Origin of the sequence: Tabrizicola sp. BL-A-41-H6 (genome assembly GCF_050632395.1) — a bacterium.
Taxonomy (GTDB): domain Bacteria; phylum Pseudomonadota; class Alphaproteobacteria; order Rhodobacterales; family Rhodobacteraceae; genus JAUYQR01.
On sequence record NZ_CP192600.1, the window covers coordinates 3476669 to 3491370 of the forward strand.

At 61.8% G+C, this 14702-nt stretch carries 19 protein-coding genes and 1 tRNA gene; 4 read left to right on the forward strand and 16 right to left on the reverse strand.

Translation table 11 applies throughout. The features are described from left to right. Positions 1-624 precede the first annotated feature (624 nt). From ACROUL_RS17085 to ACROUL_RS17095, 3 genes are all read left to right on the forward strand, one after another. On the forward strand, positions 625-867 hold the full coding sequence (locus tag ACROUL_RS17085; RefSeq protein ID WP_431300640.1) for a hypothetical protein: 243 nt from the start codon (positions 625-627) through the stop codon (positions 865-867). Positions 868-948: 81 nt separating this feature from the next. Further along, a complete protein-coding gene (locus ACROUL_RS17090; protein WP_431300641.1) occupies positions 949-1233 on the forward strand; it encodes a hypothetical protein in 285 nt (94 codons plus the stop codon). Next, positions 1223-2320, forward strand: coding sequence for an ImmA/IrrE family metallo-endopeptidase (locus tag ACROUL_RS17095; protein WP_431300642.1), 1098 nt, complete (start codon positions 1223-1225; stop codon positions 2318-2320). The genes ACROUL_RS17090 and ACROUL_RS17095 overlap by 11 nt, the downstream gene beginning before the upstream one ends. 3 nt (positions 2321-2323) lie before the next feature. Here ACROUL_RS17095 and ACROUL_RS17100 read toward each other — a convergent pair whose 3' ends face one another. The 10 genes from ACROUL_RS17100 to ACROUL_RS17145 all read right to left on the reverse strand — a co-directional run bounded on the left by ACROUL_RS17100 (position 2324) and on the right by ACROUL_RS17145 (position 9125). After that, positions 2324-3235, reverse strand: a complete 912-nt coding sequence (locus ACROUL_RS17100; protein ID WP_431300643.1) for a hypothetical protein — start codon at positions 3233-3235, stop codon at positions 2324-2326. After that, complete coding sequence (locus ACROUL_RS17105) at positions 3232-4212, reverse strand: thymidylate synthase (RefSeq protein WP_431300644.1); 981 nt, start codon at positions 4210-4212, stop codon at positions 3232-3234. The genes ACROUL_RS17100 and ACROUL_RS17105 overlap by 4 nt, the downstream gene beginning before the upstream one ends. A gap of 593 nt (positions 4213-4805) precedes the next feature. Next, positions 4806-4881, reverse strand: a tRNA-Phe gene (locus ACROUL_RS17110). Between the two features lie 79 nt (positions 4882-4960). Beyond that, positions 4961-5134 (reverse strand): DNA gyrase inhibitor YacG, encoded by a 174-nt coding sequence (locus tag ACROUL_RS17115; protein WP_431300645.1) that lies wholly within the window; start codon positions 5132-5134, stop codon positions 4961-4963. Beyond that, the gene (locus ACROUL_RS17120) at positions 5131-6168 is read right to left on the reverse strand and encodes a ribonuclease E/G (RefSeq protein WP_431300646.1); all 1038 of its coding nucleotides are present in this window, start codon (positions 6166-6168) and stop codon (positions 5131-5133) included. Before ACROUL_RS17120 ends, ACROUL_RS17115 begins: the two co-directional genes overlap by 4 nt. Next, the gene (locus ACROUL_RS17125) at positions 6165-6740 is read right to left on the reverse strand and encodes a Maf family protein (RefSeq protein WP_431300647.1); all 576 of its coding nucleotides are present in this window, start codon (positions 6738-6740) and stop codon (positions 6165-6167) included. Before ACROUL_RS17125 ends, ACROUL_RS17120 begins: the two co-directional genes overlap by 4 nt. Positions 6741-6744: 4 nt before the next feature. After that, entirely contained in the window at positions 6745-6963 is a 219-nt protein-coding gene (gene infA / locus ACROUL_RS17130) for a translation initiation factor IF-1 (RefSeq protein ID WP_028913995.1), read from the reverse strand. A gap of 126 nt (positions 6964-7089) precedes the next feature. Beyond that, positions 7090-7686, reverse strand: coding sequence for a GNAT family N-acetyltransferase (locus ACROUL_RS17135; RefSeq protein ID WP_431300648.1), 597 nt, complete (start codon positions 7684-7686; stop codon positions 7090-7092). Beyond that, positions 7683-8093 carry a ketosteroid isomerase-related protein gene (locus tag ACROUL_RS17140; RefSeq protein ID WP_431300649.1) on the reverse strand — a complete coding sequence of 137 codons (411 nt, stop codon included), beginning with the start codon at positions 8091-8093 and terminating at the stop codon, positions 7683-7685. Before ACROUL_RS17140 ends, ACROUL_RS17135 begins: the two co-directional genes overlap by 4 nt. A gap of 201 nt (positions 8094-8294) precedes the next feature. Then, positions 8295-9125, reverse strand: coding sequence for an NmrA family NAD(P)-binding protein (locus ACROUL_RS17145; RefSeq protein WP_431300650.1), 831 nt, complete (start codon positions 9123-9125; stop codon positions 8295-8297). A gap of 96 nt (positions 9126-9221) precedes the next feature. On the opposite strand from ACROUL_RS17145, the gene ACROUL_RS17150 reads away from it, so the two are divergent. Further along, a complete protein-coding gene (locus ACROUL_RS17150; protein WP_431300651.1) occupies positions 9222-9614 on the forward strand; it encodes a winged helix-turn-helix transcriptional regulator in 393 nt (130 codons plus the stop codon). Between the two features lie 210 nt (positions 9615-9824). Here the strand turns inward: ACROUL_RS17150 and ACROUL_RS17155 are convergent, their stop codons facing one another. From ACROUL_RS17155 to murA, 6 genes are all read right to left on the reverse strand, one after another. Further along, entirely contained in the window at positions 9825-10229 is a 405-nt protein-coding gene (locus ACROUL_RS17155; protein WP_431301334.1) for a low molecular weight phosphatase family protein, read from the reverse strand. A 62-nt stretch (positions 10230-10291) separates the two neighbouring features. After that, a complete protein-coding gene (locus ACROUL_RS17160) occupies positions 10292-10771 on the reverse strand; it encodes a UPF0262 family protein (RefSeq protein ID WP_431300652.1) in 480 nt (159 codons plus the stop codon). Between the two features lie 52 nt (positions 10772-10823). Continuing rightward, positions 10824-11477: a glutathione S-transferase family protein gene (locus ACROUL_RS17165; RefSeq protein ID WP_431300653.1), complete on the reverse strand. Its 654-nt coding sequence runs from the start codon at positions 11475-11477 to the stop codon at positions 10824-10826. A gap of 58 nt (positions 11478-11535) precedes the next feature. Next, positions 11536-12837, reverse strand: a complete 1302-nt coding sequence (gene hisD / locus ACROUL_RS17170; RefSeq protein WP_431300654.1) for a histidinol dehydrogenase — start codon at positions 12835-12837, stop codon at positions 11536-11538. 125 nt (positions 12838-12962) lie between these two features. Then, positions 12963-13436 (reverse strand): DUF2948 family protein, encoded by a 474-nt coding sequence (locus ACROUL_RS17175; protein WP_431300655.1) that lies wholly within the window; start codon positions 13434-13436, stop codon positions 12963-12965. Next, positions 13433-14701 carry a UDP-N-acetylglucosamine 1-carboxyvinyltransferase gene (gene murA / locus ACROUL_RS17180; protein ID WP_431300656.1) on the reverse strand — a complete coding sequence of 423 codons (1269 nt, stop codon included), beginning with the start codon at positions 14699-14701 and terminating at the stop codon, positions 13433-13435. The genes ACROUL_RS17175 and murA overlap by 4 nt, the downstream gene beginning before the upstream one ends. Position 14702: the final 1 nt, after the last annotated feature.

A 14702-nucleotide genomic window follows, 5' to 3' on the forward strand; every position in this document is an offset into this window, starting at 1 on the left:
CGATCCCCTTAGGGGGCCAAAATCCCCGGCGCGGTCGAGTTGATCGCCGCTGCCGCCCGCCTTACCTCCTTCGAACCCGGAGAGGCCTAGGGTCAAGCTAGTTCTCCTTCATAACCTGAACAAGATGGTTGCGGCGAGGGCGACGGCTGAAAGGAAGACTTTCGGACCCCTATCGTATCGGATGGGCGATATCCTCGAGCAGGCCATCGGGCTCGAGCCAGCGCGCTGGACGCGCGCGAACAGATGCGTGTAACGGCATATCTCAGGGCGAACGACTGGGAGAGGTTGCGGGCGACGCGATGAAGGCGGACGCGACGCGGGTGTGGCGGTATCGAAGGGTTCAAGAGGCTGCCCGTTGAAAGCATGTCAGATGAGCAGATTCCGGGTGCGACACCATAAAATGGAGAATTCGGGTTGGCAGAGACTAGATGCTGTGGCAATGATGATCAAAACGAGACCGGGGAGGCCCATTAGATGACATACCAGCAACGGGTCGTTGCTTGGGTCACTGCGTGTTTTTCAGCACCAGCTCGAGTAGATGTGGCTGAGCGGTCCCACCGGTTTCTTGAAGAAGCGCTTGAGCTCGCTCAGGCGACTGGATGTACAAGGCAAGATGCAAGGCTGATGGTCGATTATGTCTTTGATCGGCCCACAGGCGCACAAGAGCAAGAGATCGGCGGCGTTATGGTCACACTGGCTGCTCTCTGTAACGCAATCGAACTTTCGATGGACGATGCTGGAGAAAAAGAACTGGCACGCAACTGGGAAAGGATCGAAGCGATCCGGCGCAAGCAAGCATCAAAGCCCGCTGGTTCACCTTTGCCCCAACGTGTTGAGAGTCGTCATCATGCATCGGTGTTTGAATGATACGTTTTCCCGCGACAGTGCGGGGTTCCCTGAGTGATTGTGTCGTTCGGGACCGCGCGCCTGAAGGAAATATGTCTCGTGTTGAATGAGGCCGAAACCGCCTTGGGTCCGCTGAATGCCAAGGAACTGATAACGATCATTGCTGACATTGAGGCGCAAGAAAACGCCGAGGAGATGTTGGTTTTCATGGACAGTATCGCTCAAATTGCCGACGGCCAAACCCTGGTAGTTTCTTTTGGGAGCCATTGCCACGCGCGCTTTGTTCCTGTGGGCACGCGGTTTCAGCGTGGCGGGGCAGACCATGTTGTTTGGTCGACGGTAGAGCGGTTGAAGCTTATTGCGATAGAGGTGCCTGATGCCAGCTGATGGTGGGCAAGTTGCCGATTGGTTCTCCAAACCGGGTGATGCCATTTGCGCCTTAATGCATCGTCGAGGTGTCACATCCGACGATTTGGCTGGACGGCTAGAAGGTGGACTGAATGAAGTTCGAGGCCTTCTGGAAGGCAACATCCGAATAGATGCTCGTTCGTGTGAAGTGCTCAGCGAACTTCTAGGTGGAAGCCCGAGCTTCTGGCTAAAGAGGCAAACGAATTTCGATCAGGCCCTTGAGAGGGCCGTGACCACTGCTGCGGAGCACCCGGACGATTGGTTAATCAACGTACCGATGCCTCGCTTGCCAGGTCGACGGTCAGCTTCACCCGAAGCGGTCCGCGAGGAGGTGCGCCGACGTATGCTCTTCTACAGTGTACCGACTCTCACGAGTTGGGAGCAGCGATATGGCAGGGTTTGTACTGATACCCATTTTCGACGCTCTTTAAGTTTTGTACCGCTGGACTCGGCGGTTCTTCTTTGGCTGCGTCGCGGAGAAATTGAGGCGGATTTGGTTCCAACACAGTCTTGGTCGCCCGCGCGACTGAGAGAACGCTTGGAACAAATTCGGCACCTCACCAAGATCAATCATCCAGCGCGTTTCCTTCCAAAGCTCCGCGCAATATGCGCGGAAGCAGGTGTTGCGGTCGTTGTTGTAAGGACACCAAAAGGGTGCCACGCCAGTGGCGCAACTCGCCTAGTTTCAGCAAACAAAGCGATGATTCTATTGAGCTTCCGGCATCGCGCCGACGATCAATTCTGGTTCACTGTATTCCATGAGATTGGACATCTCCTTCTTCACGGTGCCGATACATTCGTCGACAGTGACGAAACGCCGAGTGATGATCTTGAGCAGCAAGCAAATGACTTCGCCCGGCAATGCATCATTCCGTCGGAGCGCGAGCCTGAATTTCGTCAATTGAAGGCTGAAAGAGAGGCAATCATCCGCTTCAGTGTCACGGCAGGAATTTCTCCCGGCTTGACCATTGGTCAAATGCAGCACCGCAAGATGATTGAACATAGTCAGATGAACTTCTTGAAACGTAGATGGGCATGGGAAGACATCGATCACGCCAGCGTCTAACACCTATCCCTTGAAGTGTACGAACTGGACTGGTGATTTCTGCCAATTGCACAGAGCGTCCTCCAGAACAGCCATGCCTACTTGCAGATCGGCATCAAGACCATCGAGCATCAGTTGGAGTTGCGCAGGCGTAGAGTTTGCGTTTGCATTTCCTATGAAGAGCAGTTTCGCGCCTCGACTTGGCCCTGTTGCGCCCTGCAAATAGGCGTAAAGAGGTTGCATCGGAACAATGCGGTATCGGGCTAGGAGCATCAGGTAATCAAATTTTGCAAGCCGACCGAAGCTCGGGATATTCAGCGAGTTGTACAGTGCGTCAAACTGGTCGTTTGGACCATGCGCTAGGACGCCTTGATAAAACGCCTGGTGACCTGGTGCCGCAATCAGGCTGACATACTCACGAATGACAAAGCCAGTCGACCTGTTGGAGCCTGGCCGAAGGCTCTCGTACTTCCTGTGGTTCCCAAATTTGCCCCGAATACTAGTCCAATTTGCGGCCAGCCATGCATCGAACACGACCGCGTTTCCGGAGACAGATGGCCAGTCCCACAGACCGTTGCCTAGCATTCCATAGACGTCTTGTAGGCGCCGCCATCCACTGTCGGCGGGCTTTGCAAAGTGCGTCATGAGAAACACGAGCCACGCAGCCTCGTCGAGATTGCCGTTAGATAGGTGAAAGGCCACGGCATGCTCAGGATTGAAGAGTGCATCATGCGGGTCCGCCCTGCGTGGTGAAGCGGGACGCGCTTGGATAAGCCTGTAGTAGTCTTCACGCCGGACGCTGGCGACGATCTGAAGCACCAGAGTATCGAGCGCTCTGGGGTCCAGAACGCCAGGCAACGGTCGTGTTAGAGATGAGTGTGCGAGAAGAGCAGCGCGGATTTGCTGCTGTTGCGCGTTGCGTGTCGGCCAAGTCATTTCGTTCCTCGATCGGTTGATTTGACCGTGTTACTTTTGTTCGTTGCTGGACGCTCAATGACAAACGGAAGATAAACTGGATCGACAAACGCCGACTTCAAGGCTGTCAAGTCCTCGCACCGTCGCCTTCCCCAATGCACCTGCAGTAGCCGGACGATATCGGCCCAATACGGGTCTGCGATCGCGTCCTCTGCGCTGAAACTCTCTCCACTTCTGATACGTTTTTCAGCTTCGATGATTATTGGCACAAGCTTAAATGGGTCGCCAGGGGGCATCTCCGGCATCTCATTCGGCTTCTGATGTCCTTCACTTGTGTATTTCGTCACTGCGTCGACATAGTCTTCATATATATGCATAGAGCCAACATGGTGCATATAAGTTCCAAGCTTCACCCCAAGTCGACGCGCGAACATTTCGTGCAGCATTGTGAAACAGAAGATGTCATGTGGCAGGCCCCAGTATGCATCATTTGACCTCATAGTAGTTGACATGTGAAGTTCTGCACCCCGGAGATGTAGCTGCAAGGTAGTCGTGCAGGGAATCTCTCTCTTTTCGACAGCAATGTCATCGGCGTCAAAAAGCTGGATCACAGCGCGACGACTTCCTGGTCTTTGAGTGAGCAGTTCAATAACATTTTCGATCTGGTTTATTTTACCGTTCTTTCGAAGCAGTCGCGGACCATATGCGCCCTGAAGTATTCCATCCACAGCATCGTGCTCGTATCGAGGAATATATGGCTTGATGAATTCAAGCTGATCAGAGCCCGAGAGATACCACAGTAGTTCGCCGATCGCGCTGAATGGTTTTCCTCGATCCTCCGAGCGGCTCAATCGGGATCTTGGTTTATGAATTCTAAGGGTTACTCCCAGGCATTCGAGAGTACCCCCCCTAGTGCCACGGTTCGTCGAGCCCTCCGCCAGCAGTCTTTCATAAAGCTCGATCAAAACATCATCGAGGCTGTTACCGACTATCTCCATGAGGGAAATCTCTCTGCGCGAACCGAATGCCGGTCACTCAACTCCATGATGTTCTTCCGGTCTATTGTGGTCAAGCGAAGTTGTGACGATGCGCAGCGGTACTTGCGCAGTGCCCCAACATCCGCATTTGGGAATGCTGCTAAGCCGCGCGATCCGGGTCCGACCGGCCGCTTAGAACCTATTCTGTTGGAATACTCTCATCGTCACCGAAGCGGGCCAGATATGCACAATATCTTCCTTCGTCGACGGCCCTCCGCAAACAACGTTTGCCAATTGGAGCCTGATGAGAACGGCTTCCCAAGTTATCGAGGCAATTTGCGCGGGGCAAAGTTTTTCAACAGAATAGGCCGTGACCGAACTCTCAACGCCCATAGTCACGTTCATCTAGCCAACGATCTAGACGGAAGTCGCGAGCGGACGTCGCCAGAATCTGCGGTTGCACCTGGTCGTGTTCTGCTCGTTTTCGCAGACTGTCTTGTCCGCAGGTTAACGGGATCTGTATCGTATCACCCAAAACTGCGCCCAGCCAGGAACCAACCCCCTAGAATTCGAACCGAGCAATCTTGTAAGGTGTTGATTTTGTGAGATTTAAGTGGTGCCCAGAGCCGGAATCGAACCAGCGACACGCGGATTTTCAATCCGCTGCTCTACCAACTGAGCTATCTGGGCACCGTTATCTCCGGGTCTTTTCCGGAAGTGCGGGCGTGATACTGGACGGCGCATTGGCTGTCCAGAGGGAAACCGCGTGTCAGTGGGGCTTTGGCCGCTCTTCGCTTTCATCCTCGCTGCCAAGGTCAACAGGCTCACCGGCAACCCGGTAGCTTTCGTTCAGCCAGCGCCCCAGATCGACGTCCGCGCATCTGCGCGAGCAGAACGGCTTGACCTTTAGGTCGGTTGGTTTGCCACAGACCGGACAGGTCATTGGAGAGTCTCGGCCAAGGGCAGACGGTCGCGTTTGCGTATTAGTTCATAAAGCCCGAGCGACGTCCAGCCGGCGAGATTTGTCTCTGCCTCACCCTTGAACGCAGCCTTGATGACCTGATCGAGAATGCTGCGGTCGCGCTTCGGCATCGGGGCGAAGTCGGCCACCACCTGACCGCCAAGGCCGCGCAAGCGCAACTGCCGCGGAAGATCGCGGGCGGCCGCGATGTTGACCTTCAGGCTGGCCGCGGGAGAGGTGTCGGGCCCGGTGTTCACGTCGATTGCCACAAGCGCGCGGGTGGGTTCGATCATCATGTGCCCGCCCCCTGGCAGATCAACTCGTGGGTCGAGAAGCGCGTCAATCATCTCCAGCACGCCGTGCTCGGCAAAACCGCCCTCGTCGGTGACCATCTCGTCGGCCGGCGGGTCCATCCATTCCCGAAAGGCGATGTCGTGCGCATCCGGGCCGTCGACCAGAAGTTCCGGCCCGCCAGCGATATCGGCAAGCACGGCTTCGGCCAGCCCGCGCATCGCGGCCACATCCTCGGCTATCGCATCCTCTTCGGCCTCGGCACAGCCGGAGCGCAGGATCAGGCCAAGCGTTTCGGCTGCCCCTGCCATCTGATCGGATGCAATGGCCGTCAGATCGGTGCGGAGGTCTTCGTCCTTGATCCGCCGAGAGATGTTCAGGCCGGGCGCGTCGGGAGTGATGATCGCAAATCGCGATTTGAACAGCAGTCGGGCAGAGACGGGCGTGGCCTTGCCCGGCTCGGTCGGCCCGGTCACCTGAACCAGGAGGCGCTGGCCGGGGGAAATGCCGGAAATTTGGCGCAGAAAACCCGACCCGTGCGGAAGTTTGACGAAGATACCGCCCTGCCCCTTGACCGGCCGATCGGCGATAGCCCGGTAGATCGCGCCGGGCACCGGGGTATCATCGCCCGGATCGACGACAAGATCCTCAATCCGCCCGTCAACCAGCAAGGCGGCGGCGTTACGCTCGCCGATCTGATCAAGAATGATTACGCGGCCTATCATGCCTGCCTCCACAATGGGTGACCCGCGGCTTGCAGCAGGCTGGCGGTTTCGGCCAGAGGCAGGCCGACGATGCCGGTAAAACTACCGCTAATCCACGGGATGAAGGCGCCAGCGGCGCCTTGGATGCCATATCCGCCGGCTTTGCCCTGCCATTCACCGCTGGCAAGGTACGCGTTCAGTTCGAGGTCTGACAGGCGCTTCATCTTGACCGCACTTTCGCTTTCCCGCGTCCAGATCTGCGCCCCGCGCCGCACCGCAATTGCCGTGATCACCTGATGCCGCCTGCCGCCAAGCGCGGTCAGGAAAGCAGCAGCCTCGCCGGCATCTGCGGGCTTGCCAAGGATCCGGCGGCCAAGTGCGACCGTTGTGTCGGCGGCAAGGACGATATCGTCAGGCCCAGCTTCGACCGCGATCGCCTTCTCGCGCGCGAGACGGGCGCAGTATGAACGCGGGTGTTCGCCCCGGCGTGGCGTCTCGTCAATGTCGGGGGGCAGGATCGCGTCGGGTACAACCCCAATCTGCGCCAGCAATTCCTTGCGGCGCGGGCTGCCGGATCCCAGGATTAGGCGCACGAGGTTACTTGAAGCGGTAGTTGATGCGGCCCTTCGACAGGTCGTAAGGTGTCATTTCCACCTGAACCTTGTCGCCTGCCAGAACGCGGATGCGGTTCTTGCGCATCTTGCCTGCCATCACCGCGATCAACTCATGGCCATTTTCGAGTTCGACCTTGAATGTCGCGTTGGGCAGGAGTTCCTTCACGACACCGGGGAATTCGAGAATGTCTTCCTTGGCCATGGTCTCTCCAATAAGGGTTTCGCCCGCGGTTGAGCGCAGGCATCCGGTGGGGCGTATGCGCCCGGCCCGCGGGGTTTTCAAGTGGAATCTTGCGCGGCCGCCGGTAGACCTGCGGGCGCGGCCCGGTCAAATCGCCCGCATCCAGAACTGAAGGGCCTTTTCCGTCTCGGCTGTGTCGCCAAGGTCGCGCCAGCTGAAATGCGCCAGAACGTCCGGCAGGGGCTGGTAACCGCGGCCCTGCCAGAAGGCATCGTTGGTGCGGGCGTTTTCCGGCTTTGCCGGATGGTCGTCAGGGCGGACGACCGAGGCGAAGGCTACGTGGGTGCGGGCCATCTTGCGGGCGTGGGCTTCGCGCAGGTCGATGAACCGGTGGCCAAGGCCGATGCCGCGGTAGTCTGGCAGCAGGACCGATTCCGCGCCGTAGAGGATCGATGTGATCGGCAGACCGATGGCGCGGAGCGGGGCCGCGAAGGCGTCGGCGTGATCCTCCATCAGGGTCGATGTGGAGGCTCCTACAAGGCGACCGTCGTGGAAGGCCCCCACCAGAAGCGCGCCGGGGTTGTCGCGGTAGGTGTCGAGGTACTGGCGTTCGTAGTGGAGGGTGCCATCGTAGAGGTAGGGCCAGTCGCGGAACACGGTGATGCGAAGCTGGGCGACGTCGTCGAGCGCGGCCTCGAGGTCAGGGCCGGTAAGGGCGCGGACGTCGATGTCCTCGATGTTCATGCCGAGACCTGCCGGATCCAGTCGTTGAGGTTATAGAAGGTGGTGATGCGGGAAATCCTGCCGGCCCGCACCTCGAAGAAGGCGCCGGCGGGGAGGATGTAGGTCTGGCCTTTGGCTTCGGGCAGGCCGGGGTCGGTTTGCAGGTAGGTGCCGTGGACGATGAATTCGGCGGCGGCGCGGGCGCCGTCGTCGGTGGCGAAGAGCACCATGTCGGTGAGGGTCTCGCGGTAGCTGGTGCCCATGTGGCTGCAAAACTCGGCGAACCTTTCGCGGCCGATCCGGGGGGTGCCTTCGTTGACGCGGTGTTCGATGTCGTCGGTCAGGCAGGCGAGCATGGCTTCGGGCGAGCCTGCGTTGAAGGCCTCGTAGTAGCGGCGGATGAGGGCGAGGGTTTCGGCGCGCGGCATGGAGGCTCCCCTGAGGTTTGGGTGAGATTAGCCGGGTGGGCCGGGGTTTCCAAGGTGGGCGTGTCCCACCGTGGGACACTTATGGCACCTTCATGAATTCAATGGGTTAGTTTATTTGTTCAGGACTTTTTAACCTTTCGCCCCCGGTCACCCTCCCCCGTGAGGGGGAGGGAAAGCGAATGACTGCTTTCGGACCGCCGGTCAGAGGGCCGCGGCGATGGTCTCGGCGATCGGCGTCGTCGGGCGGCCGATCAGGCGGCTGAGGGTGTGGCTGTCATCGGCAAGCGCACCGTCACCGGCGCGGGCATCGCTGTCGGCCAGAATCTGCGCGAAGCCTTCGGGCAGGCCGAAACCGATCAGGGCGCTGGCGTAATCTGCCTGGCTCATCGGCACATAGGCAACCGGCTTTCCAGCCGCCTTTGCGACGGCGGCGGCGAAATCGGCACCGGTGTGGGCGGCGTCGCCAGCCAGTTCATAGGTCTTGCCCGTGTGGGCCGCGTCGAGCGCGGTAACTGCGATGGCCTCGGCATAGTCCTTGCGAGCGGCGGAATTTACCTGCCCTGCCCCGGCCGCGCCAATCATTGCGCCATGCTGGACGGCTGCACCAAGCGACCCGGTGTAGTTTTCGGTGTACCAACCGTTGCGCAGGATCGTGGCGGGGATACCCGCCTCGCGGATCGCGGCTTCGGTGGCGATATGGTCCTGCGCAAGGATCATCGGGCTGGCGTCGCCTTTGAGGATCGAGGTGTAGATCAGCCGTTTCACACCGGCAGCCTTGGCCGCAGCAATGACGCGGCGGTGCTGTCCGGCGCGGTCGTTGAAATCGTTGGAGGAGACGAGGACGAGCGTCGTCACCCCCTGCAACGCGGCGGGGTCGGCGCTGGTATAATCAAAGGCGCGCGCCTCGACGCCCAGATCGGCGGCCTTGGCCGGGTCACGGGCAAGCGCGATGGGGGCAGCACCCCGCGCCTTGAGGGCGGCGATGGCGAGGCGGCCGAGGTGGCCGGTGGCTCCGGTGATGGCGATGGTCATTGGTCTCTCCTGTCGGTTGACGAGGCAGAGATACGGGGTATACTTACGATAAGGAAGTACGCACAATTTTGTTAGTATACCGAAAGGCTGCACATCATGATGGACCGGACCGCACAGGACCTGCTGGAGGGCTGGAATCTGGGGAATGTGATGGCAGCGGATTGCCCGTCACGCGCGATCCTCAGTCATCTGACGAACCGATGGGGCACGCTGGTGATGGTTGCGCTGGCGACCGGGCCGCACCGGTTTGCCGGGCTCAGGCGCAAGGTGGGGGGCGTCAGCGAGCGGATGCTGAGCCAGACGCTGAAGGATCTGGAGGCTGACGGCTTTGTGCTGCGCACCGCGCATCAGGTGGTGCCGCCGCATGTGGATTACGAACTGACGCCCCTTGGGCGGCAGGCCGCGACGCATGTGGTGGCGCTGGTCGGGTGGATCGAAGGCGCGCTGCCGGAGATCTTGGCGGGCAAGATCGCGCTGGCGGCGGAGTGAGGGCCGGACGGAGGGGAGCGCCTGACCGCCGGGTGGGCGCTGCAACGGCAGTCTTGGGCGGTTTATGGGGTAGACGCTTCCGCCGTGGTTCTGCTGGTCAGGGGGCAGAAGCGCCCGCCCGAGGGGGCGGTCGGGTGCTGCCCGGCGGGCTTCGCCCTTGATTCCGGGCGAAAGGAAGCCAGGCGGTGGATGGCACCCTTTTTTCCGGGCTCAGGCGTCTGCTTCTTCCGTGGGGGGGCCGAACCTGGCGAGCATCCGGTCGCGAATCTGGTCCCTTGCCTGCCGGTAGGCGGCGAGTTTGGCGTCGCGCGTCTCGCCAAGGCCCGTGGGATCAAGGATCGGCCAGTATTCGATATCGAGGTGGTGGTAGCGCGTCAGTTCAAGCGCCATGCGCTGCGAGGCGGGGCTGAGAGCGACGATCAGGTCGAACTGGGAAAGATCATCGCCCCATTCCTGCATCTCCTCGAACGAGCGGGAGCGGTGGCGCGAAAGCTCGATGCCAAGCTCCTGACAGACCGCGACGGAGAACCCGTCCACCTCCATGTCGTTCTTGACGCCCGCGGACTGGACGTAGGCGCGCTGGCCATACATCTGTTTCATCAACCCTTCGGCCATTGGCGAGCGGACGGCGTTGTGATCGCAACAAAACAACACCGACTGGGGGAATTCGGCCAATGTCAGCCCCAGTGCAGGACGCAGATCAGGGTAAAGAGGCGGCGCGCGGTGTCGGTATCGACATCGGCCTTGCCTTCCAGCCGTTCGCGCAGGATCGAGGCGCCTTCGTTGTGGATGCCGCGACGGGCCATGTCGATCGCCTCGATCTGGCTGGGCGGCAGGCGTTTCACCGCGTCGAAGTAATTCTCGCAGATCTGGAAGTAGTCTTTCACCACCTGCCGGAACGGGCCCAGGGAAAGGTGGAACTCGGCCGCCCGTTCGCCATCTTCGCTGGCGATGTCAAAGACCAGACGGCCCTCGCGGATGGCAAGGCGGACGCGGTAGGGGCCTTCGGGATGCACGCGGTCGGGCTTTTTCGGCAGGCCGAAGACGTTGTCTTCCAGAAGGTCGTAGATCGCGACGCGGCGTTCCTGTTCGATATCGGGGGTCGGGCGCACCAGCCCTTTTTCGTCAATGTCGATGTGGCAGATGCGGTTCGTCATGGTCCTTGTCCCCCGGCGGCTTTGCCCTCATGCCCGAGCGGGCGGCGGTCGGTCAAGGCTTGGTTCCGGGGATCGGGGGCAGCGGTGGCGCATCGAGGCCGGCGAAGGGGTCGGCCCAGGCAGGGAGGGTGTTCAGGCGCGCGGCCCAGGCGGCGATGGCAGGGTGGTCGGCGATGGGCAGGCCGGCGACATCGTTGAAGGGCAGGAAGGTCGCCATGCGGAAATCGGCGTAGCTGGGGCGGTTGCCGGTGAGCCAGTCTTGGCGCGACAGGTGGGCGTTCAGGATGGCGGCGGCTTCGGTGAACATCGCGAGGCCTTCGGATATCTTAGCGTGGTCGATCGGGCCGAGGTGGTAGCGCTGCTTGGTGCCGCGTTCGAAATGCACCATGTCGCAGGCGCGGACGAAGGTTTCCTTGCCCCAGCTGATCCAGCGGATCATGTCGGGCTGGTCCCTGCCCTGCCGCCAGAAATCGGAGGCGGCAAGCTGCGACAGGCGGCAGGCGATGGCGTCGGTTTCCCACAAGGGCTCGCCGTCCTCGACGAGGATCGGGATGCGCTGGGTGGGGTTGAGGGCAAGGAAGCGGGCGGCGTGGTCGGGATGGAAGGGGGACGCCCATTCGTAAGCGACGGGGGCGGTCAGATGGCGGGCGACGGCGACCGCGAGGCGCGGGTTGGGGTTGCGGGAATGATAGAGTGTTGCGGTCATGCGCGGCCCCCTGCCCCGCAACGGTGGCGCAGAGCTGCGGCGATGTCACGGCAAAACGTCAGTCGTTCAGGCGGTCGAGGCGGGCGCGGACGGAGAGACCGTGGGCTTGCAGGCTTTCGGAGATGGCGAGGCGTTCGGCGGCGGGGCCGATGGCTTTCAGCGCCTCGGGGGTCATTTTCGCGAGCGTTGTGCGCTTCATGAAATCGAGGGTGGAGAGGCCGGAGGAAAAGCGTGCGGAGCGGGCGGTGGGCAGGACGTGGTTCGGGCCGCCGATATAGTCGCCGATGGCTTCTGGGGTGAATTGCCCAAGGAAGATCGCGCCAGCGTGGCGGATCTTGTGGCTGAGGGCGTCGGGGTCGGCCACGAGAAGCTCAAGGTGTTCGGGGGCGATGCGATCGGAGAGGGTGGCGGCTTCGTCGAGAGTGCGGACGGTGATCACCGCGCCATTGTCACGCCACGAGGCACCGGCGATGGCCCGGCGGTCGAGGGTTTCGAGGCGAGCCGCAACGGCTCGGGCGACGGATTGGCCAAAGGCCGCATCGGTGGTGATGAGGATCGACTGGGCAGAGGCGTCGTGTTCGGCTTGGGACAGGAGGTCGAGGGCGATCCAGTCGGGGTCGTTGTCGGCGTCGGCGATGACTAGGATTTCGGAGGGTCCGGCGATCATGTCGATGCCGACGCGACCGAACACGCGGCGCTTGGCGGCGGCGACATAGGCGTTGCCGGGGCCGGTGATCTTGTCAACGGGGGCGATGGTTTCGGTGCCGTAGGCAAGGGCAGCGACGGCCTGCGCGCCGCCGATGCGGTAGACGGTGTCGACACCAGCGATGCGGGCGGCGAGGAGGACGAGGGGGTTCACCGCACCGTCCGGCGTTGGGCATGTGATGACGAGGCGTTCGACACCGGCAACGCGGGCCGGGATGGCGTTCATCAGGACCGAGGAGGGATAGGAGGCGGTGCCCCCGGGGACGTAAAGACCGGCGGCGGAAACGGGCGTCCAGCGCCAGCCTAGGGTGGCCCCGGCAGCATCAGTCCAGCTTTCGTCCTGCGGTTTCTGGCGGGAGTGGTAGGCGCGGATGCGGTCGGCTGCAAGTTCAAGTGCGGCGCGGTCCTCGGCGCTGACCTTGGCTATTTCGGCGTCTATCTCGGCCTTGGAAAAGGCCAGCGTTTCGGGAGTTAGCGTCAGGCGGTCGAAGCGGGTGGTGAGGTCGATGACCGCCTGATCGCCCCGTGCGCGGACATCGGCGATGATGCTGGCAACGGCCTGATCGACGTCTTCGGCCTCTTCGCGCTTTTGGCCCAAGAGGGCCTGAAAGGCGGTTTCGAAGCCTGCGTCGGCGGCATTGAGGAAAACGGGCATCGGCGGCACCTTTCGCGGGATGGGGCCCAGATAGCGCGGCAGGGCCGAGGCCTCAAGGCAGGATGGGCGGCACGGACCGGCGGGGGCCCTTGCAGGCTATGGCCGGATGATCGCGAAAGGCCGCCTCAGTCGTGAGTTGGCACCTTGCCGGACGGGGCGCGGTAAGGGCGGGTCACGTCCTCAAGCCGCACTTCCAGCGCCTCGACATCCAGCGCCAGCGCCCCGTCGCCCGCAAGCGTGAGGGTGAGGCGACCGGTGCCGTCTTCGCCCGGCGCAAAGTCGAGCGACAGGAGCGACAGGACGAGATCCTTGTCGGCCCGGTCAAAGCCAAAGGTCCGAACCTTGAGCACGTCTTCAACCACAAGAACCGAGCGGACGCGTTCGTAGGCGCGGCCCACCCGTTCCGCCTCGACCCGGTCTTCCCAGCGGAAGCGGTTCAGCATTAGGGCGAAACGGCGGCGCTTTGCGTCGTGCTGCATCTCGGTGACGGGCAGGACAGCATCCTGCACCAGCGTCGAGATTACGTGCAGGTCATCGGTGTCGACCGCCACCAGATGCAGCGGAGCCTCGCCGCCTTCTTCGAAGCGCGCGTCGGTCATGCGACGATCCGCTCGATCTTGGCGCCGCAAGCGCGCAGCTTTTCCTCGACCCGTTCGTAGCCGCGATCGAGGTGATAAACGCGGGAGACGACGGTTTCGCCTTCGGCGGCAAGGCCTGCGAGGATCAGGCTGACGCTGGCGCGGAGGTCAGTTGCCATGACGCGCGCGCCACGCAGTTTATCAACGCCGGTGACGGTGGCGGTCCCGCCGTGAACGTCGATTTTTGCCCCCATCCGCAGCAGTTCGGGCGCGTGCATGAAGCGGTTTTCGAAGATCTTTTCTTCCAGCACCGAGGTGCCCTTGGCGGTGCACAGAAGCGCCATCATCTGCGCCTGAAGATCGGTCGGGAAGCCGGGGAACGGTTCGGTGGTGACGTTGACCGCCTTCACGCGCCCGTTCTTGCGGCTGACCTTGAGGCCGCGATTGGTTTGGGTGACAGACACCCCCGCCTCGTCGAGCTTTTCGGCGAAAGCGCCGACGAGCTCAAGCGTGCCGCCGAGGCATTCGACCTCGCCGCCGCAAATGGCCGGGACGAGCATGTAGGTACCAAGTTCGATCCGGTCGGTGACGACGGGATGGGTGGCGCCGCCAAGACGGTCAGTGCCTTCGATGGTGATGGTCGAGGTGCCTTCACCGTCTATTTGCGCGCCCATGCGGCGCAGGCAGCGGGCGAGATCGACGATCTCGGGCTCGCGGGCGGCGTTCTTGATGACGGTGGTGCCTTTGGCGAGGGTGGCGGCCATCAGCGCGTTTTCGGTGGCGCCGACCGAGACGAAGGGAAATTCGACGATGGCGCCCTTGAGGCGGCCACCGGGGGCCTTGGCGTGAACATAGCCGTCGCGCAGGTCAAGCTCCGCGCCCATCGCTTCCAGCGCTTTCAGGTGCAGGTCGACCGGCCGCGCGCCGATGGCGCAACCGCCGGGCAAGGACACGATGGCATGGCCGTAACGCGCCAGGAGCGGGCCAAGGACGAGGATCGAGGCGCGCATCTTGCGCACGATGTCGTAGTCGGCCGTCTGGCTGGTAAGGGAATGGCTGGACATGGCGAGGACGAGGCCGTCCTGCAAGCTGGCGACCTCGGCCCCCAACGATTGCAAAAGCTGCGTCATGGTGCGGATGTCGGACAGGCGCGGCGCATTGGTCAGCGTCAGGGGTTCGTCGCTGAGGAGTGTCGCGGGCATCAGCGTGAGGCAGGCGTTCTTTGCACCCGCGATAGGGATCACGCCATTGAGCGCGCCATTGCCGCGTACCAGTATCGAATCCATC